General features: G+C 59.7%; 20 protein-coding genes. 7 read left to right on the top strand and 13 right to left on the bottom strand.

Features of this window, described 5'->3' with window-relative positions:
• Window positions 1-2: 2 nt before the first annotated feature.
• The 6 genes from PMI24_RS16235 to PMI24_RS16260 all read right to left on the bottom strand — a co-directional run bounded on the left by PMI24_RS16235 (window position 3) and on the right by PMI24_RS16260 (window position 4,700).
• Window positions 3-629 (bottom strand): response regulator transcription factor, encoded by a 627-nt coding sequence (locus PMI24_RS16235; RefSeq protein ID WP_007955724.1) that lies wholly within the window; start codon window positions 627-629, stop codon window positions 3-5.
• Between the two features lie 347 nt (window positions 630-976).
• Window positions 977-2,305 carry a deoxyguanosinetriphosphate triphosphohydrolase gene (locus PMI24_RS16240; protein ID WP_007955725.1) on the bottom strand — a complete coding sequence of 443 codons (1,329 nt, stop codon included), beginning with the start codon at window positions 2,303-2,305 and terminating at the stop codon, window positions 977-979.
• Window positions 2,306-2,373: 68 nt separating this feature from the next.
• Window positions 2,374-3,537 carry an EAL domain-containing protein gene (locus PMI24_RS16245; RefSeq protein ID WP_007955726.1) on the bottom strand — a complete coding sequence of 388 codons (1,164 nt, stop codon included), beginning with the start codon at window positions 3,535-3,537 and terminating at the stop codon, window positions 2,374-2,376.
• A gap of 124 nt (window positions 3,538-3,661) precedes the next feature.
• Window positions 3,662-4,000 carry a hypothetical protein gene (locus tag PMI24_RS16250; protein ID WP_007955727.1) on the bottom strand — a complete coding sequence of 113 codons (339 nt, stop codon included), beginning with the start codon at window positions 3,998-4,000 and terminating at the stop codon, window positions 3,662-3,664.
• Window positions 3,997-4,383, bottom strand: a complete 387-nt coding sequence (locus PMI24_RS16255; protein WP_007955728.1) for a phage holin family protein — start codon at window positions 4,381-4,383, stop codon at window positions 3,997-3,999. The genes PMI24_RS16250 and PMI24_RS16255 overlap by 4 nt, the downstream gene beginning before the upstream one ends.
• 2 nt (window positions 4,384-4,385) lie before the next feature.
• A complete protein-coding gene (locus PMI24_RS16260) occupies window positions 4,386-4,700 on the bottom strand; it encodes a DUF883 family protein (RefSeq protein ID WP_007955729.1) in 315 nt (104 codons plus the stop codon).
• 318 nt (window positions 4,701-5,018) lie between these two features.
• Between PMI24_RS16260 and PMI24_RS16265 the strand changes: the two genes are divergently transcribed.
• Window positions 5,019-6,227 (top strand): ammonium transporter, encoded by a 1,209-nt coding sequence (locus tag PMI24_RS16265; RefSeq protein WP_007955731.1) that lies wholly within the window; start codon window positions 5,019-5,021, stop codon window positions 6,225-6,227.
• Here the strand turns inward: PMI24_RS16265 and PMI24_RS16270 are convergent.
• Complete coding sequence (locus tag PMI24_RS16270; RefSeq protein WP_007955733.1) at window positions 6,224-7,936, bottom strand: cation:proton antiporter; 1,713 nt, start codon at window positions 7,934-7,936, stop codon at window positions 6,224-6,226. The genes PMI24_RS16265 and PMI24_RS16270 overlap by 4 nt on opposite strands.
• 189 nt (window positions 7,937-8,125) lie before the next feature.
• Between PMI24_RS16270 and PMI24_RS16275 the strand changes: the two genes are divergently transcribed.
• The 3 genes from PMI24_RS16275 (at window position 8,126) to PMI24_RS16285 (ending at window position 9,807) form a co-directional block, all read left to right on the top strand.
• Window positions 8,126-8,362, top strand: a complete 237-nt coding sequence (locus PMI24_RS16275; RefSeq protein WP_007955734.1) for a glutaredoxin family protein — start codon at window positions 8,126-8,128, stop codon at window positions 8,360-8,362.
• Between the two features lie 165 nt (window positions 8,363-8,527).
• Window positions 8,528-8,845, top strand: coding sequence for a hypothetical protein (locus PMI24_RS16280; RefSeq protein WP_007955735.1), 318 nt, complete (start codon window positions 8,528-8,530; stop codon window positions 8,843-8,845).
• Window positions 8,846-8,913: 68 nt separating this feature from the next.
• Entirely contained in the window at window positions 8,914-9,807 is an 894-nt protein-coding gene (locus PMI24_RS16285) for a pseudouridine synthase (protein ID WP_007955737.1), read from the top strand.
• A gap of 83 nt (window positions 9,808-9,890) precedes the next feature.
• Here PMI24_RS16285 and PMI24_RS16290 read toward each other — a convergent pair whose 3' ends face one another.
• Together PMI24_RS16290 and mobA are read right to left on the bottom strand one after the other, a co-directional pair.
• Window positions 9,891-10,112 (bottom strand): YgdI/YgdR family lipoprotein, encoded by a 222-nt coding sequence (locus PMI24_RS16290; RefSeq protein ID WP_007955739.1) that lies wholly within the window; start codon window positions 10,110-10,112, stop codon window positions 9,891-9,893.
• A gap of 78 nt (window positions 10,113-10,190) precedes the next feature.
• The gene (gene mobA / locus PMI24_RS16295) at window positions 10,191-10,793 is read right to left on the bottom strand and encodes a molybdenum cofactor guanylyltransferase MobA (protein ID WP_007955740.1); all 603 of its coding nucleotides are present in this window, start codon (window positions 10,791-10,793) and stop codon (window positions 10,191-10,193) included.
• 81 nt (window positions 10,794-10,874) lie between these two features.
• Between mobA and moaB the strand changes: the two genes are divergently transcribed.
• The gene (moaB, locus tag PMI24_RS16300) at window positions 10,875-11,414 is read left to right on the top strand and encodes a molybdenum cofactor biosynthesis protein B (protein ID WP_007955742.1); all 540 of its coding nucleotides are present in this window, start codon (window positions 10,875-10,877) and stop codon (window positions 11,412-11,414) included.
• Window positions 11,398-12,624, top strand: a complete 1,227-nt coding sequence (locus PMI24_RS16305; protein ID WP_007955744.1) for a molybdopterin molybdotransferase MoeA — start codon at window positions 11,398-11,400, stop codon at window positions 12,622-12,624. Before moaB ends, PMI24_RS16305 begins: the two co-directional genes overlap by 17 nt.
• A gap of 57 nt (window positions 12,625-12,681) precedes the next feature.
• Here the strand turns inward: PMI24_RS16305 and PMI24_RS29425 are convergent, their stop codons facing one another.
• Complete coding sequence (locus PMI24_RS29425; RefSeq protein ID WP_170929389.1) at window positions 12,682-12,990, bottom strand: hypothetical protein; 309 nt, start codon at window positions 12,988-12,990, stop codon at window positions 12,682-12,684.
• A gap of 314 nt (window positions 12,991-13,304) precedes the next feature.
• On the opposite strand from PMI24_RS29425, the gene yegS reads away from it, so the two are divergent.
• Complete coding sequence (gene yegS, locus PMI24_RS16315) at window positions 13,305-14,222, top strand: lipid kinase YegS (protein ID WP_007955748.1); 918 nt, start codon at window positions 13,305-13,307, stop codon at window positions 14,220-14,222.
• Here yegS and PMI24_RS16320 read toward each other — a convergent pair.
• From PMI24_RS16320 to PMI24_RS16330, 3 genes are all read right to left on the bottom strand, one after another.
• A complete protein-coding gene (locus PMI24_RS16320; RefSeq protein WP_007955750.1) occupies window positions 14,206-14,865 on the bottom strand; it encodes a response regulator in 660 nt (219 codons plus the stop codon). The two genes, yegS and PMI24_RS16320, sit on opposite strands and share 17 nt — an antisense overlap.
• Window positions 14,862-15,755, bottom strand: coding sequence for a sensor histidine kinase (locus PMI24_RS16325; RefSeq protein ID WP_007955752.1), 894 nt, complete (start codon window positions 15,753-15,755; stop codon window positions 14,862-14,864). The genes PMI24_RS16320 and PMI24_RS16325 overlap by 4 nt, the downstream gene beginning before the upstream one ends.
• Before the next feature lie 483 nt (window positions 15,756-16,238).
• Window positions 16,239-16,709: a hypothetical protein gene (locus tag PMI24_RS16330; RefSeq protein WP_007955754.1), complete on the bottom strand. Its 471-nt coding sequence runs from the start codon at window positions 16,707-16,709 to the stop codon at window positions 16,239-16,241.
• Window positions 16,710-16,838: the final 129 nt, after the last annotated feature.

Below are 16,838 nucleotides of genomic sequence, written 5' to 3' on the forward strand. Positions count from 1 at the left end.
TCTCACACGAGTGCGTTACGTTTGGCCATTTCGATAAGTTCTACAAGGGACTTGGCTTTCAGTTTTTGCATCAGGCGTTTTTTATAAGTGCTGACGGTTTTATTGCTGAGAAACATGCCTTTGGCAATTTCCTTGTTGGTGCGCCCTTGGGCAAACAGTTGCAGGACCATCAGTTCCCGGTCATTGACGGATTTGAAAAGTTCAAGTTCTACATAGCGCACATCATCGTGACGAACAGGATTCAAAGCCTGGCTGGGAAAGTAGTTGTAACCGGACAGTACAGCTTTGATTGCACTGACCAGTTCACTCAGGTCTTCCTGTTTGCACACATACCCCGACGCACCTGACTGCATGCAGCGAATGCCGAACAGGGTCGGGCATTGTGCGGTGAGCACCAGCGTCTTGAACGGCGAACTCATGGAGTTGAAGCGGGCCAGGACCTCCAGGCCGTCGAGCTTGGGAATGCTGATGTCGAGGATAATCAGGTCGGGCATGCATTCGCGAACCATCTGCATGGCATCGACACCATTATCGGTTTCTCCGACGACTTTATAACCTTCATGCTCCAGCAGCATTCGAACGGCGAGGCGGATGACCGGGTGATCGTCGACAATAAAAACGGAGTTCATAATCAAATCCCATACGAGCGCAAATAAAGGGCGAACCTTAGCTCAGATGAATGAACGCTCGCATGAACTGACAGGGCGTCAGCGGCAATCAAGGAGAAGTCCTACAAATAAAGAGGAATCAGACTACGTGTTAACTAGGTTTGACGTAGGTAGAGGCGTGAGATGTTCAAGAGTTGTACTTGATTAGTTTGGCAAGTGCGCAGGAAAAGTTTGTGCGGTCAAGGCTGAAGCTATTATTCGTTGTTTGTTTCTGCCTTCTTGAAACTACACAAAAGGAAGAGTTTGTCTTTTCGCCGCTACTGCACCAGACCCGACCGATCCATTGCAGATCGGTCGGGTGGCAGGCGTCAATGACTGGAACGTCCGGTCATTTCCAGCGCCATGTCACTGGCGTAGCTGTCAGTCATGCCGGCGATGAAGTCGATCATGCGCAGGAACGACGCGTGCAAGGGGCCGTGCGGATCCGGCGCGTTGTTGCCCAGCAGATCGAGGATCCGGCGGCTCTTGAACGACGGCGTGCGGCCGTTGTGCTGTTCCAGGGCCGCACCGCAGAAGGCGTTGAGCAAAATCTCCAGGGTCGTATAGGCGCCGATTTCATGCAGGGTCTTGCGCTTGTCCTGGAAGATTTTCTTGCGGGCGATGTCCTTGGCGTTCAGCACGCAGCGTTTGGCCGGGCCGTGCATGTGCTCCACGAGATCCCCGTGTAGCGTACCGGCCAGCAGCGCATCCTGTTGTTCGACGAATGCTCGGGCAGCGGCGTTGGTCAAGTGCTCGATGGCCTTGCCGCGCAGGATCGCCAGCTTGCGCCGACGCGAATCCTGCGGGCCGAGCTGGCGATAGGTTTCCGGCAGATCATCACCGACCAGACCGAGCAGCAGCGACTCGACTTCGGCGTACTCCAGCAACTCCATTTCCAGGCCATCTTCCAGATCGATCAAGGCGTAACAGATGTCGTCCGCCGCCTCCATCAGATACACCAGCGGATGGCGCGCCCAACGCTGTTCTTCGAGTTGCGGCAGACCCAGTTTGTGGGCGATCTGTTCGAGCAACGGCAGTTCGCTCTGGTAGCAACCGAATTTGTGCTTCTTGTAACCGAGTGAGTCGGCGTGACGGGCGGTCCACGGGTACTTCAGGTAAGTGCCGAGGGTGGCGTAGGTCAGTCGGGTGCCGCCGTCGAACTGGTGATACTCCAGTTGCGTGAGGACCCGGAAGCCCTGGGCATTGCCTTCGAAGTTCAGGAAGTCACCGCGCTCGGCTTCGCTCATCGCGTCCAGCCAGCCGCGCCCGGCAGCCTGCTGGAACCAGTGACGGATCGCGTCTTCGCCGGAGTGGCCGAATGGCGGGTTGCCGATGTCGTGCGCCAGGCAGGCCGACTGCACCACCATGCCCAGATCGCTCGGCTCACACCATTCGGGCAGAGCGCGGCGCAGGGTTTCGCCGACACGCATGCCCAGCGAACGGCCGACGCAACTGACTTCCAGCGAGTGGGTCAGGCGCGTGTGAATGTGGTCGTTGCTCGATACCGGATGCACCTGGGTCTTGCGCCCCAGGCGGCGGAAGGCGCCGGAGAAGATGATGCGGTCATGGTCTTTATGGAACGGGCTGCGGCCAAGTTCCTGCGGGCTGTGCAACGGTTTGCCGAGACGTTCGCGGTTGAGCAGGGTATGCCAATCCAAGGCTGATTCTCTCCGTCTGGTGACTGATTCCCTAGCTTCCCGGTTCAGGCTGGCATCTGCAAGCGCAACTACAAGCCCGCCGCGTCGATGTCGATCAGCAGCAGGCGCTCGCCGTTATCGAAAAACTGTCCGGCGGTCAGGCAATACTGGTTGCTGGTGGCGTCGCGATAGGTGTTGGAAAGGGTCAGGCGCCGTTCTTCCCAGCCTTCGGCCAGCAGGTGATAGAAGTACGGACGCCACGACCAGTTGTGACCCAGGTAGCGGTTGTCGGCCACCCAGCCGCTTTGTCGCCATTCCAGGTTCGGCGTCAGCTGAGTGCCGTGACGGTCGCACTGATAAAAGCGCAGCAGCCAGGGAAAGGCGTCGAGTTGCGGCAGGGCGCTGAGCGGAGCGCGGGCCTGGGCCCAGGTTTGCAGGATGGTCATGAGTTCGCTGAGCTGCTGGCGCATGAACATCAGTTTGCTGCGTTCGGCCAGTTTCTGGCGCACGTAGGACTGGCGCAGCTGGGCGAAGCGTTCAACGAAGTCATTCGTGCCGAAAAGCGCCTCCTGCGCCCGGGCGAACAGAAATCCCTGCACGTAACGCGATCCGCACTCCAGCGCAAAATTCAGTTGCGCCGCGGTTTCCACGCCTTCGGCAATGATCCAGCAGCCGGTCTTTTCGGCCATTTGCGCCAGGGCCTTGACCACGTCACTGCTCGGCCCGCCCAGTGCGGCGGCCTGGAACAGACGCATGTCGAGTTTGAGAATGTCCGGTTGCAACGCCAGCACGCGATCGAGCTGCGAATAACCGGCGCCGAAATCGTCGATGGCGATCCGGGCGCCAGCATCGCGATAGCGCGCCACGACTTCGGTCAGGCGCTGGCTGTTACCGCCGAGCTCGGTGATTTCGAAAACAATCCGTTGCGGGTCGATGCCATGCCGGGCGAGTTGTTTCAGGCTCGGCAGTGCCTGGTCGGCACGCAAGCGACTGATCCAGCGCGGTGACATGTTCAGGCTGAGAAACCAGTCCGGCGGCGCCTCGTGCAGTCGACTCAGCGCGTTGTCGCGAATCTGCCTGTCCATTCGGCGCAGCGCGATGGCCGGGGTGCGCGGATCGGCGAACAGCGGTCCGACCGACGCCAGTTGGCCATCGGCCTGGCGCAGACGACCCAGTGCCTCGACCCCTGCAATGCGTCCGGTGGCGGTATCGATGAAAGGTTGAAAGCAGGCGAGCGGTTGCCCGTCGATCACGGGGCCTCCTTGTCGTTCTTGTTCTGGTCGAATTCTGCCGGCCGGATAGGCAAGCGGGATTGAACCTCCGGATAAGAGATTCAATCCCGCCGGTATTGCAAGAATGCAGCCAGATACGTGGGGATCAGCGCTTGCTCGAACTCTGCATGACCAGCTTGATCAGCGGAGCGAGGCTGGTGCCCAGGCGGATCAGTCGGGTCAAGCCGCCGATGCCACCGCTCTTGGCCCCTTTACCTGTAATGAAACCCAGCAGCGTCACGGCGGCTACGCCCCACAACGGCGCGTGCTTGATGCCGAAACCGCCCTGCAGGTTTTGCGTCATGCCACGCATGCGTTGCAAAGGTTGCAGGACCTGGCCGGTTTCGTGGCGGATTTCCTGACGATGCATTTCCATGCGCAGACGGATCAGTGCCTTGCGCATTTCCCGGCGTGAGCTGTTGTGCGGAAGTTCAGGCAGGCTCATGGCAGCAGGCGCTCCCGGTCATTGGCCAGTTCTTCCAGCGTGCCGTGGAAGGGCGAGGATTCATCGAAGATCGCGGCCTTGAGACGCAGCGCGCAAAAGATCGCCGCCAGGGTGTAGAACACGCACAGACCAATGATTGCGGCCAGGCGATAGGTGTCCCAGAACACGATCAGTACGAGGGTCGACAGGCCGACCAGCAACAGCAGCGCAAACACCAGCGCCAGCCCTGCGAACAGCAACAGGCTGACGGTGCGTGCTTTCTGTTCCTGCAGTTCGATGCCGAACAGTTCGACGTGGCTGTGCAGCAGGCCGAGAACGGCAGCACCCAGACGACGCGTGGAGGAGGCGGTGCCCGAGTCCGGGCCGGATTCACCGATCGACATGATCAGCGCCGCGTGGCCAGCAGGCCAATCAGGAAACCGACGCCGGCGGCGATGCCCACCGATTGCCAAGGGTTGGCCGAGACATATTCCTCGGTGGCGGTGACCGCAGCCTGACCGCGCTCGCGCAGGGTGTCCTCGGTCAGCTTCAGGGTTTCCCGTGCGCGCAGCAGGCTTTCGTGGATCTGTTCGCGCAGCTCGTCAGCCTGATCACCGGCCAGCGTGGCGGTGTGTTCCAGCAAGCGTTCAGTGTCGCTGACCAGAGTCTGGAAGTCGTTCATCAGGATTTCTTGAGCAGTCTTTGCCTTGATGCTGGCCATGGGGGATCTCCGTAAGTGGCATTCTGAAGCGGTGTTCTGAAGCGTTCGAGTATGAGCCAAGTGTGAAGGTTCAGTGCAAATGGCTGGTACAACTTTTGCTGTGTCGTGGTGCGTCGATCGGTGGCAGTGCGCTGTTGCCGGGCGCGAAACCGGGCAAAGCAAGTCCCGGATGATGAGGGTTCATGTCAGCCCATCGACCTTGTGCGCCAAAGCGGTTCACCGGACCACCGGATCAGTGACCGCACAGTCGCAACTTGGTGCATGAAATGTGCGCATGAACCGCTTTGGTGCCTTTTTCAGCCTTGGGTCTGCCTCCTCATGGAAAATCTGCAAAGCGCTGTGGACACGCTGGTTCACAGTTCCAACACGTTGTTCATTCTGATCGGTGCGGTCATGGTCCTGGCCATGCACGCCGGGTTCGCGTTTCTGGAGGTCGGAACGGTTCGCCAGAAAAACCAGGTCAACGCGCTGTCGAAGATTCTCAGCGACTTTGCGGTGTCGACTCTGGCCTATTTCTTTATAGGCTACTGGCTTTCGTATGGGGTGACCTTCCTGCAACCGGCGGCGGTGCTCAGTGCCGATCATGGTTATGGGCTGGTGAAGTTTTTCTTCCTGCTGACCTTTGCGGCGGCGATCCCGGCGATCATCTCCGGCGGCATCGCCGAGCGGGCGCGGTTTGTGCCGCAACTGTGCGCCACGGCGCTGATCGTAGCGTTCATCTACCCTTTTTTCGAAGGCATGATCTGGAACGGCAACTACGGTCTGCAAGCCTGGCTGACCGCGCAGTTCGGTGCCCCTTTCCATGATTTTGCCGGTTCGGTGGTGGTGCATGCCATGGGCGGCTGGCTGGCGCTGGCGGCGGTGTTGCTGCTCGGGCCACGCAACGGGCGCTATCGCGATGGCAGGCTGGTGGCGTTCGCGCCGTCGAGCATTCCTTTTCTGGCGTTGGGTTCGTGGATCCTGATCGTCGGCTGGTTTGGCTTCAACGTGATGAGCGCGCAAACCCTGCAAGGGGTCAGCGGACTGGTGGCGGTCAACTCGCTGATGGCGATGGTCGGCGGCACGGTGGCGGCGTTGATCGTCGGGCGCAACGACCCGGGCTTTCTGCACAACGGCCCGCTTGCCGGGCTGGTGGCGGTGTGTGCCGGTTCCGACCTGATGCATCCGGTTGGCGCGCTGGTGACCGGCGCGATTGCCGGCGCCCTGTTTGTCTGGTGCTTCACGGCGGCGCAGGTCAAATGGCGCATCGATGACGTGCTGGGTGTCTGGCCGTTGCACGGTCTGTGTGGCGTGTGGGGCGGCATTGCCTGCGGGATCTTCGGCTCGACCGCGTTGGGCGGGCTCGGTGGCGTCAGCCTGATCAGCCAGTTGATTGGCACCGCTCTTGGTGTGGCGGTGGCGCTGATCGGCGGTTTCGTGGTCTACGGCTCGATCAAGGCGCTGCATGGTCTGCGCCTGAGCCAGGAACAGGAGTACTACGGCGCCGACCTGTCGTTGCACAAGATCGGCGCGGTAAGTCAGGACTAGGTTTCCTCATCGTCGGCTCCGGGGTAAAAGCCGTGAAGCAGGCGATAACGATCGATGCGCACCTGATCGACTTTCTCCTGCACCCGGTGCGCAGGAAACCCCAGCAGGATCAGGGCATGGGAACCGAGCATCAGGCTCGACTCCAGCAGTTCCGGCACCACTTCGCTGGCGCCGGCTGCCTTCAACTCGGCCGACTGGCTGTCGTCCCGGGTGCGCACCAGGATCGGCACTGTCGGGTTGAGGCGTCGGGCCTCCTTGAGAACCCGCAAGGCCACGTCAGCTTGATCCACAGCAATCACCAGCAATCTGGCGCGCAGCAAACCGACGGCGGTCAGCAGATCGCCGCGGGTTGAATCGCCGTAATGGACGTCGCGCTCGGCGGTCGCGGCTTCTTGAATTCGTACCGGATCGTTGTCCAGCGCGACGTAGGATTGCCCGGCATTGCGCATGAAGCGCCCGATCGACTGACCGACACGGCCGTAGCCACAGATCACCACATGCCCGTCGAACCCGGCATTGAGGGCGCTGATTTCCTCGATCTGCGCTTCCTGATTGGGTTTGCGGTGCAGGGCGGCGGCGATGCGCGGTGCGGCGCGTAACAGCAGGGGCGTCAGCAGCATCGAGCAGAAGGTGGCGGCGAGCAGCAGGGCGCCGAGCTCGGCGGGGAGCAGCCGGCTTTGTTGCATCTGCGCCATCAGGGCGAAGCAGAATTCACCGCCCTGGGCGAGGGCGAGACCGCTGCGCCAGGCCGTTTCACTGTCGCTGCCGCGCCATTTCACCAATAGCGCCACCACCAGGCCTTTGATCACCAGCAAACCCAGGGTCATCCCGATAATCAGCAGGCTGTGGCTGGCGAACAGTTGCAGGTCGATCAGCATGCCGATGCTGACGAAAAACAGTCCCAGCAGAATGTCTCGAAACGGCCGGATATCGGCCTCGATCTGATGCCGGTAATGGCTCTCGCCCAGCAGCATGCCCGCGAGGAACGCGCCGAGGGCCGGAGACAGGCCCAGCAAGTGGGTCAGCCAGGCCGTCAGCAACACGATCACCAGCGCCAGCAGCACGAACAACTCTGCGGAACGGGATGCCGCGACCTCCTGAAACAGGCGGGGCAGCAGCCAGCGGCTGGCCAGCAACAAACCGAAGAACAGCAATACGGTCTTCAACAAGGTCAGGGGCAGCGCCCAGTACCAGGCCTGATCACTGCTGCCGGCGAACACCGGCACCAACGTCAGCAGCAACACGGCCACCACGTCCTGGAACAACAGGACGCCCACCGCGTTCTGGCCATGGCTGCTGAAGATTTCGCCGAGACTGCCCAGCTCCTTGGTCACAATCGCCGTGGATGACAGCGACAGGCCGGCGCCCATCAGCAAGGCCGGTGTAGCAGGCATGCCCAACAGCATCAGCACGCCTCCCAGCAGGAATGTGGTGATCAGTACTTGCTGGCTGCCCAGACGGAAAACCACCTTGCGCAGGGCAATCATTTTAGAGAGGGAGAACTCCAGCCCCAGGGAAAACAGCAGAAACACCACGCCCAGTTCGGCAAGATCCGGCAGATGTTCGCTTTCATTGATCCAGTCGAATGCCTTCGGCCCGACCATCAAGCCCACGCACAGGTAGCCCAGCACAGGCGGCAGGCGCAGGCGTCGGAACAGGGCAATCATCACCAGGGACGACGCCAGAATGATCAGCAGATTGGCAAACACAAGACACTCCGGGACAGGTCAGGCTCTTCAAGCGTAGAGGTAAAAAACACCGGAGCATCGCGTAAATGGCGATTTTGTGGGCTGATTTACATCAGGGTTTACGAGGGACGGGATCGAACCCGGTGGGTGGGTCGACGGGCCTTGCGGGCAGGCCTAGAATGATCACTCGATTTTTGGGGTTGAGCGCACATGCTTCCTGAATGCCAGTTGTTCGGCACCCTGGGGTGCCATTTGTGTGAAGTCGCGGAGGCCGAACTGATGCCGTTTGTCGAGCATGGTCTGCTGGTGGAACTGGTGGATATTGCGGACGACGAATCGTGGTTCGAGGCCTACAGCCTGCGGATCCCGGTCTTGCGCAGAGTCGATACCGGCGCGGAACTGGGGTGGCCGTTCAGTGCCGATCAAGTGGTGGCATTCCTGCGTTAATGGTCTTCTCTCTTCTGCGTTGATGGCGCTCGTCACCTTCGCTCAATCACGGCTTGGCACTTTTCGGGTTATTCGGTTACTGTATGCGCATACAGTAATTGGGTTGGCCTGCCATGCCGTTTCCGGGCATTTGTCAGGTCAAGCCGGATGTCAGAGGGAGCCACAGTGGTCAATGTCGAACAGTTGAAAAGCAGCGTGAACGGGATGTCGGTTGACGTGGTGCGCGAGGCCGTCCACGAATTGCGCCTGGACGGTCTGGTCACGGAAGGCAAGACTCCCTTCAACAAGCTGCATTTCAATACGTGCTTTGCCGAGATCGAGGCCTTGTTCCAGCGTGCCGGCTATCACAAGCAACTGGATGTGGTTGGGTATCAGGGTTTGTTGTACGCCTTGTACGATCCGGGCCGTTGGGACGCCGTGGATGTGTTGCGCTGGCTCAAGGAGTTCACCGAAGCGGCGGCGCTCAAATCGATCCCTGCCTGATTCCGCGCTAGGTCTGCTGCGTCCGGTGTTGGATAATGCCGCTCTGCTTTGAAGGTTAGAGTTTCCGTATGTCCAGCACATCAACGTTTTCCGCCGCACAGAATCAGGCCAGCACGCTGTATCTGCCCCCCGGTAGCTGGCGGACAGTGCTCGACTGCCTGTGCGAACATTTCAGTGCCATCGGGCGCGATCAATGGCTGGATCGAATCGCCCGGGGCCGGGTGCTGGATGGTCAGGGGCAGCCGATTGCGCTGGACTTGCCCTACAAGGAAGGGCTGCGCATTCACTATTTTCGTGAAGTACCGGATGAAAAGCCGATCCCGGTGGTCGAGTCGATCCTGTATGCGGACGACCATCTGGTGGTGGCGGACAAGCCGCATTTCCTTCCGGTGACCCCGGCAGGCGAGTACGTCGAACAGACCCTGCTTCGCCGATTGATCCGGCGCCTGGACAATCCCCATCTCGTGCCGCTGCACCGGATTGACCGGCATACGGCCGGGCTGGTGATTTTCTCTGCCAATCCACAGACGCGTTCGGCGTATCAGTCGCTGTTCCCGACACGGCAAATCGAAAAACGCTATGAGGCCATTGCGGCCGCGCTGCCCGGGCTGGACTTTCCATTGGTGCACAAGAGCCGCATGATCGACGGTGAACCGTTTTTCCGCATGCAGGAAGGGCCGGGTGTGAGTAACACCGAAACGGTGGTGGAGGTTCGTGAAAAGAACGGCGAGCTCTGGCGCTACGGCCTGTATCCGGTAACCGGCAAGAAGCATCAGCTACGGGTGCACATGACGGCGCTGGGGGCGAGCATCTGCAATGATCCGTTTTACCCCGAAGTGCTCAAAGACGTTGAAGATGACTATGCCAATCCGCTCAAACTGCTGGCGCAGGGGTTGCGATTCATCGACCCGGTCACGGGGCAGGTGCGCGAATTTGAAAGCCGGATCACGCTGGACTGGTGATCCCGGGTATCGACCCTTTTCTGCCAGACACGAAAAAGCCCGCATATTGCGGGCTTTTCCATATCCGTTGCCGAACTGAAGACTTACAGCTCTTTGACAGTGCGGATCTGATCCTTGTTGATGCGGGTGTGCTTGCCGTCCAGTTGTTCGAACTCGTAGAAGCCCGAATCTTCATCATACTTAGGGGCGTCGACAGCCTGGATTTCGCGACCGTCATTCAAGGTGATCACTGTTGGCGAAGCGCAACCGGCGAGGGTGGCGAGGCCCAGTGCGAGCATGAAAGTGGCGAGGGTCCGTTGAGTCATGAGTGTGTCTCCGAAGGGAAATTCTTTTGGTTACTGAGCTTGAGACGTATACAAGGCGTGCAAGTTCCTTGAATGCTGTCAGTCTGACACAGTGTTGTGCGAACTCAACAGTTCAGGGGTGTTGAGATTGGCCAGGCGTGGATCGTTGTCAGGGCAAACCAGGGCCTGGGCATCAAGATTGCGCATCACTCGGCCGGGGCTGCGTTCTCCAGCGTTCCAGGCGTTTTCGAATGCCGGCAGGAGTGCCACCGGGATCACGCAAAGCAGCGGTTCCCAGTGATCGTCGTGGCGCAACATTAAAGGTTTTTCAGAATTCAGACTGGCCGCCTCGCGCATGCTTTGCAGCAATGCAAGATCGATGCGCGGAACATCGCAGGGCAGAACCAGCAGATGGGTGCGGCGCGCGGCTTTCAAGCCGGCGCGAATACCAGCCAATGGTCCGGGAAAGTTCTCCTCGTCATCGCTCACCAATTGGTCGGCGAACGGCGCATAGCGTTCACGATTGCGGTTGCAGGAGATGATCAGGTCATCCGTCAATGGCCGAACCTTGCGATGCAGATGTGCGATCAGTGGTTCACCGTGCCATTCCACAAGACCCTTGTCCTGGCCGCCCATCCGCTGGCCGCGTCCACCGGCCAGCAACAGAATGGAGCAGGGTGGTAATGGCGTGTTCGAAGTCATGGCAGCTCTCCGCAGGGGCGGCGAAAAAAGGGGGCGCTGTGATATAACACCGGGCTGTTTCTCCTACAACTGGACGAGCCTATGAAAGCCAAGGCTGATGTACCTTTCGTGCCGCTCAATATCGCGGTACTGACGGTCAGCGACACCCGAACCCTGGAAACCGATACCTCCGGCCAGGTCTTCGTCGACCGGCTGACGGCCGCGGGCCACCATCTGGCGCAGCGAGTGCTGCTCAAAGATGACCTTTACAAGATCCGTGCGCAAGTCGCCCACTGGATTGCCGAAGACGTCGTGCAAGTGGTGCTGATTACCGGCGGTACCGGTTTTACCGGCCGCGACAGCACCCCGGAAGCGGTCGCTTGCCTGCTGGACAAGCAGGTCGATGGTTTTGGTGAGCTGTTCCGCCAGATCTCGGTGGCCGACATCGGCACCTCCACCGTGCAATCCCGGGCATTGGCGGGACTGGCCAATGGCACGCTGGTCTGCTGCCTGCCAGGCTCGACCAACGCAGTGCGCACCGGTTGGGATGGCATCCTCGCCGAGCAACTGGACTCACGCCACCGCCCGTGCAATTTCGTCACTCATTTGAAACAGGCGGCGCCTTGTGAATCCCGTGGGTAAGCCGGGCAAGACCGGTAGCCTGATGCCCGTCGAAGATGCATTGGCGCGATTGCTGGAAATGGCCGAGAGCTCGCGGATTGTCGAGTGCGAGTTTCTGCCCCTGGCGCAGGTTCAGGGGCGGGTGCTGGCGCAGGATCTGATTTCGACGCTGGATCTGCCGCCGTGGCCGAACAGCGCCATGGACGGTTATGCCTTGAGTCTGGCCGACTGGACCGGTGAACCGTTGCCGGTCAGTCAGAAAGTCTTCGCCGGGCAGGCACCGGAACCCTTGAAGCCAGGCACCTGCGCACGGATCTTTACCGGTGCGCCGGTACCTGCCGGTGCTGATTGTGTCGAGATGCAGGAAAACGCCGAGATTCATGCCGATGAGCGCGTGAGCTTCATCGAGGCGATGGTGGCCGGGCAGAACATTCGCCCGCAAGGCCAGGAAACGACAGTCGGTGAGTTGGTCCTGGCTGCCGGAACCCGGCTCGGTCCGATCGAACAGGGGTTGGCCGCATCGCTGGGTTGCGCAGGGCTCGAGGTGGTTCGCCGGGTTCGTGTGGCGGTGTTGTCCACGGGGGATGAGCTGGTCGAACCGGGCACGACACTGGGGCCGGGACAGATCTACAACAGCAACCGGGTTCTGTTGTGCAGCTGGTTGCAACGCCTGGGATGTGAAGTGGTGGATGCCGGTATTTTGCCTGATGACCTGCCCACCACCCGTGCGCGACTTGGGGAGCTTCAGGATGTAGACCTGATTCTTTCAACCGGTGGTGTCTCGGTCGGGGAAGCGGATTTCCTCGGCATCGCATTGAGGGAAGAGGGCGAGCTGACACTATGGAAGCTCGCAATCAAACCTGGCAAGCCGCTGACGGTCGGGCATTTCCGTGGTGTCCCGGTGATTGGACTTCCGGGGAATCCTGCCTCGACACTGGTGACCTTTGCCTTGCTGACCCGGCCATATCTGTTGCGTCGCCAGGGTATGCAGGATGTCGAGCCGCTGAAGTTTTCGGTGCCCGCAGGATTTGTCTGGCCTCAGGCCGGTAACCGCCGTGAGTTTCTGCGCGGACGCCTGGAGCAGGGGCAAGCGATTATCTACCGTAACCAGAGTTCGGGCGTTCTGCGCAGCGCTGCCTGGGCCGAGGGTCTGGTGGAAGTGCAGGAGGGGCGAGTCTTGGCCAAGGGTGATCAGGTGCCATTCATTCCGCTCAGCGAGCTGCTCGGTTGATTGCAGGCATTTGAAAGGCAGGCATAGTCGCAAAACGATGCCTGCCTTTTCAGCGGGTCAACGGCTGAGCAATGAGACGAGCTGATCGAACCGGCTGTTGGCAATCCAGCCCAACAGCCCGAGCACCATCGCTGTCGCCCCTGCCGAGTAGGCAAGGCGATGCTTGATGGCTTTGACGTCCCCTCTGACTTCGTCCATATCGCGTCGAATGTACTTGAGGTGGGTTTCCAGCTCGGTGACACGCGGTTCCATATCGGTTTCTCCAGTGTTTCTGGCGCTGCATTTGAATTCGTCTTTAAGACTGGCGCGACTTTCGGAGAGAGAGGCAACCGGACTCACGGATAGTCTTGCTTCATGGCTTTGCATGGAAACGCCCGCCTGCGGCCATTGGGGGCAGTTGGCAAATGCCGGAATGCAAAGTATCGAAAGTCCTGAAACTGTATCCACTCATTACATGCACATCCTTGTGTAATTGAATTGAAGATCGCTAACGCCGACACACGTTGTACCAACGACCGGGCTGGGTCAATTGAGCCGATTCCTTACGTTCTGTACGAAAAATTACCGATATGTAGGACGGGCCAGACGGGCAGCAGGAATTAATCAGAAGACGTGCGACTTTTTTGCCGGTCTTGAGGGTCAAGATGTCCCGTACTGATTCAATTCCGGGAGTAACCGCAATGAGTGAACGCAAGGCATTGTTGATTCTGCATGGCAAGCAGGCACTCAACGAGGCGGTTCGTGCCGCTGTCGAGAACAAGCGTCAGCAGGGCTGGGAACTGGCTGTGCGCCTGACCTGGGAGGCCGGCGATGCCCAGCGACTGGTGGAGGAGGCGCTCGCGGCGGGATACCGTCAGATCATTGCCGGTGGCGGAGATGGCACCTTGCGTGACATCGCCGAAGCACTGGCGGCGCAGCCGGGCAAGGCCAGTCTGGTGCTGTTGCCGCTGGGAACCGCCAACGATTTTTCCCGCGCGGCGGCTATTCCGCTGGAGCCGGCCGAAGCGCTCGAGTTGCTTGAGGCCCCCGCCCATGACATTGATCTGGGTGAGGTCGGCGGGCAGATTTTCCTGAACATGGCCACCGGCGGATTCGGCAGCCAAGTGACCGCCAACACGTCGGAAGATTTGAAAAAAGTGCTGGGCGGCGCGGCCTATCTGTTCACCGGTTTATCGCGGTTCAGCGAGCTGCATGCCGCCTATGGCGAATTGCAGGGACCGGATTTTCACTGGCGTGGCGAGCTGCTGGCGCTGGGGATCGGCAATGGCCGTCAGGCGGGTGGCGGGCATGTGTTGTGCCCGGAAGCGCTGGTGGACGACGGTCTTCTGGATATCAGCATTCTGCCGGCGCCGCAGGAGTTGGTCGGCACGCTGAAAAACCTGCTCAGCGACGGGTTCGGCATCGACAACATGTTCGTGCGCACCCGCTTGCCATGGGTTGAAATCAAGGTCGCCGAGGGGCTTTGCATCAATCTCGACGGTGAGCCGCTGGAAGGCGACAGTCTGCGGTTTGCGGCGCGTCCCGGAGCTTTGCGTGTGCATTTGCCCAAGGACTCGCCGCTGTTGAGTGCATCACCTCGGCTCAGTCGTCCAGACTGATGATCTGTTCCCGCACGGCAAACAGCACCAGGCCCGCCACATCGTAGATCTGCAGGCGTTTCATGATCTGCGAACGGTGGGTTTCGACCGTCTTGATGCTCAAGCCCAGGCCATTGGCGATTTCCCGCGTGGACTTGCCGCGCACGATCAGGCGCAGGATTTCCAGCTGGCGTGCCGTCAGGTTATGCGACTCGGCGACTTCCGGCTGCTGCTTGAGGTTACGGGTCAGCGCCTGATTGATCACGGTGTGAGCGATGGCAGGGCTCAAGTAGCGCTCGTTGTTGCGCAGCGCTTCCAGTGCATGTTCGAGCTCGGTGGCCGTGGTGTCCTTGAGCAGGTAACCGTGAGCGCCGGACTCCAGCGCCTGCATGATCAGCGCGGGGTCGGTGTGCATCGACAGAATCAGCACTTTGGCGTGCGGCCGTACGCGTCTGAGCCGCTGCAGGGCTTCCAGACCGCCGGTTTCTTTCATGGAAATGTCCAGCAATACGATATCGGGAGACAGCAGCTCGACCATCTCGAGCAACTGCGAGCCGTCATTGGCCTCGCCGATGACCGCATAACCGGGAATATCCAGCACCAGGGCGCGCACGCCGGCCCTGATCAGCGAGTGGTCATCCACCAGAAGTAAGTTACAAGTCAACGCATAACCTTATTCGTACTGGCCCGCTCGAGTGCACGGGGCGCCCAGGGGAATAGTGCTTCGATTTGAGTACCTTTGCCCGGCTCGCTGGTCACGCTCAGTGTGCCGCCCAGTTGCTCGATGCGTTCGGCCATCCCGGCCATGCCCCGCTGTCCTTCGCGACCCGGATTCGCCGCCGGGGAAAAACCCAGCCCATCATCGCTGATCAGCAGAGTCAGGCCCTGCGGCAGGCGTTGCACGCGAATCAACAGGTTTTTGGCCTGCGCATGGCGAAGGATGTTGGTCACCGCTTCCTGAGTGATACGAAAGGCCGCGACGGCCATTTCTTCGGGGATTCCATTCAGGCGCTGCTGGCAGTCCAGACTCCAGTGCACCGAAGTATTGGTCAACACCTTGAGCAGGTGTGCACGCAGGCTCGCTTCCAGGCCAAGGCTGGTCAGTTGCCGCGGGTTGAGAATGGCCGAAACGTCGCGAACCTTGTTGAGGGTTTCTTCGAGGGTCTCGCAAAGTACTGAACAGTGTTCCTGCATGTCCGCGGGCAAGCGACGCTTGAGCCATTCGCTTTGCAGCTTGGCGGCGGTCAGCAGTTGGCCGATATCGTCATGCAGTTCACGGCTCAGGCGATGGCGCTCGTTTTCCTGGACTTCCAGCAAACGGTCGGCCAGTTCCTGTGGCTGGAACTTGATGGATTTGCGCGACAGACGATGTTGTGTCCAGACGCAACCGGCAGCCGCCACGTTGATCAGCAGCAGGCCGAGCGACAATGGCGCAGAAACGCCATAGCTCAACAGACTGCCCAAGGCCGAAGCCGTGCACAGCAGGAGTGTGAACCTGCGGGCATTTTCTCGGGAGGGAGGCCATGTGGTGATTGACTTGAGGCTGGCGTACATAGCGGATGGAGCCAATGGATGTTCGCTGCGGGCAGACCGGTCAGAAGGGCTGGCGGTCTCTGTCTGGAAAACTGTCATTCAGGTTGTTGATTTCAAAACGGTTCAGTGATCGATAATTGAGCGCCAACTTCGGTAGAGACCGCTCATTGAAGTCACAATGCCATTAACTGAAACAACTAACGGGCGGCATAATACCACTTAACATACCGTTGGTCGCGTTTGCCCTATATGTCCAAAGAGTCAGGAAACAGGCCATGTTGGACGGCGGTTCCATAATGGAAAAGTTAAAGTACCTGACTCGATAATTATCGATGCAACCGCAAGTTTTCATTTACACAGGAAAACCCTGACATCCGCAGAGGATAGTCCGCATTCATCGCTCGTAATTATTTATTGGAAGGTGTCGCAGGCAGGCATGAACTATTCAATTGCGACATTCGACGGCGAAAACTGACGGGCCCGAACAGCCCACTGTGTGCCCGGTTACGCTTGGCGCTCCGACCAGGAGACGAGGGACATCGGCTTGCCATTGAGCGGCATTTGAAAGTGAGTCTGTCCGACCTGGCAGGCAAAGGCTTCGATCAGCGACACCTGCTCGCTTTCATCGAGGCCCAATTGGCCGGTGCTTGGGTCAACCAGCTCCAGTTGCCAGGCCATCAGGGTGAAGCAGTCTTTCAGTGCTTCCAGGGCTTGCGCATGCAAATCCACGTGATCCTGGACCTGAGTGAGCAGGCCATGCAGGTGCAGGGAGAATTCGGACACCGCCTCCAGCGCCAGGGCATCAGCCTTGTTCGCCAGCTTGAGGAGGGTGCTGAGCATGCAGTCGATGGCGTCCTTGTCATTGCTGATCAGCTGCAAGTGGCTGAGGCATTCTTCAGACTTGGCCAGGAGCGTTTCAGCCTCGACAAGGAATTCGGGGAACCGCTGCGCCCAGTCACTACGGTCGTTCGGCATGCTTATCTCCACCACGTCATGTCTGATGAGGGAATGCCGTGTGTGTCGACGATCATGAACCGTCGCGAGACCGCGCCCCGGCGTGCATTGGCACAGACCTGAGGTTTCAAGAGGATGTGTTTCCACTGA

It is taken from the genome of Pseudomonas sp. GM25 (assembly GCF_000282255.1).
Taxonomy (GTDB): domain Bacteria; phylum Pseudomonadota; class Gammaproteobacteria; order Pseudomonadales; family Pseudomonadaceae; genus Aquipseudomonas; species Aquipseudomonas aphyarum.

Bases quoted from the DNA above. Each gene is read 5' to 3' on its own strand.
- moaB (WP_007955742.1), top strand. From the start codon at position 10,875: ATGAAAGCCAAGGCTGATGTACCTTTCGTGCCGCTCAATATCGCGGTA.
- PMI24_RS16250 (WP_007955727.1), bottom strand. From the start codon at position 4,000: ATGAGCCTGCCTGAACTTCCGCACAACAGCTCACGCCGGGAAATGCGC.
- PMI24_RS16255 (WP_007955728.1), bottom strand. From the start codon at position 4,383: ATGTCGATCGGTGAATCCGGCCCGGACTCGGGCACCGCCTCCTCCACG.
- PMI24_RS16260 (WP_007955729.1), bottom strand. From the start codon at position 4,700: ATGGCCAGCATCAAGGCAAAGACTGCTCAAGAAATCCTGATGAACGAC.
- PMI24_RS16235 (WP_007955724.1), bottom strand. From the start codon at position 629: ATGAACTCCGTTTTTATTGTCGACGATCACCCGGTCATCCGCCTCGCC.
- PMI24_RS16290 (WP_007955739.1), bottom strand. From the start codon at position 10,112: ATGACTCAACGGACCCTCGCCACTTTCATGCTCGCACTGGGCCTCGCC.
- PMI24_RS16325 (WP_007955752.1), bottom strand. From the start codon at position 15,755: ATGTACGCCAGCCTCAAGTCAATCACCACATGGCCTCCCTCCCGAGAA.
- PMI24_RS16330 (WP_007955754.1), bottom strand. From the start codon at position 16,709: ATGCCGAACGACCGTAGTGACTGGGCGCAGCGGTTCCCCGAATTCCTT.
- mobA (WP_007955740.1), bottom strand. From the start codon at position 10,793: ATGACTTCGAACACGCCATTACCACCCTGCTCCATTCTGTTGCTGGCC.
- PMI24_RS16265 (WP_007955731.1), top strand. From the start codon at position 5,019: ATGGAAAATCTGCAAAGCGCTGTGGACACGCTGGTTCACAGTTCCAAC.
- PMI24_RS16275 (WP_007955734.1), top strand. From the start codon at position 8,126: ATGCTTCCTGAATGCCAGTTGTTCGGCACCCTGGGGTGCCATTTGTGT.
- PMI24_RS16285 (WP_007955737.1), top strand. From the start codon at position 8,914: ATGTCCAGCACATCAACGTTTTCCGCCGCACAGAATCAGGCCAGCACG.
- PMI24_RS29425 (WP_170929389.1), bottom strand. From the start codon at position 12,990: ATGCAAAGCCATGAAGCAAGACTATCCGTGAGTCCGGTTGCCTCTCTC.
- yegS (WP_007955748.1), top strand. From the start codon at position 13,305: ATGAGTGAACGCAAGGCATTGTTGATTCTGCATGGCAAGCAGGCACTC.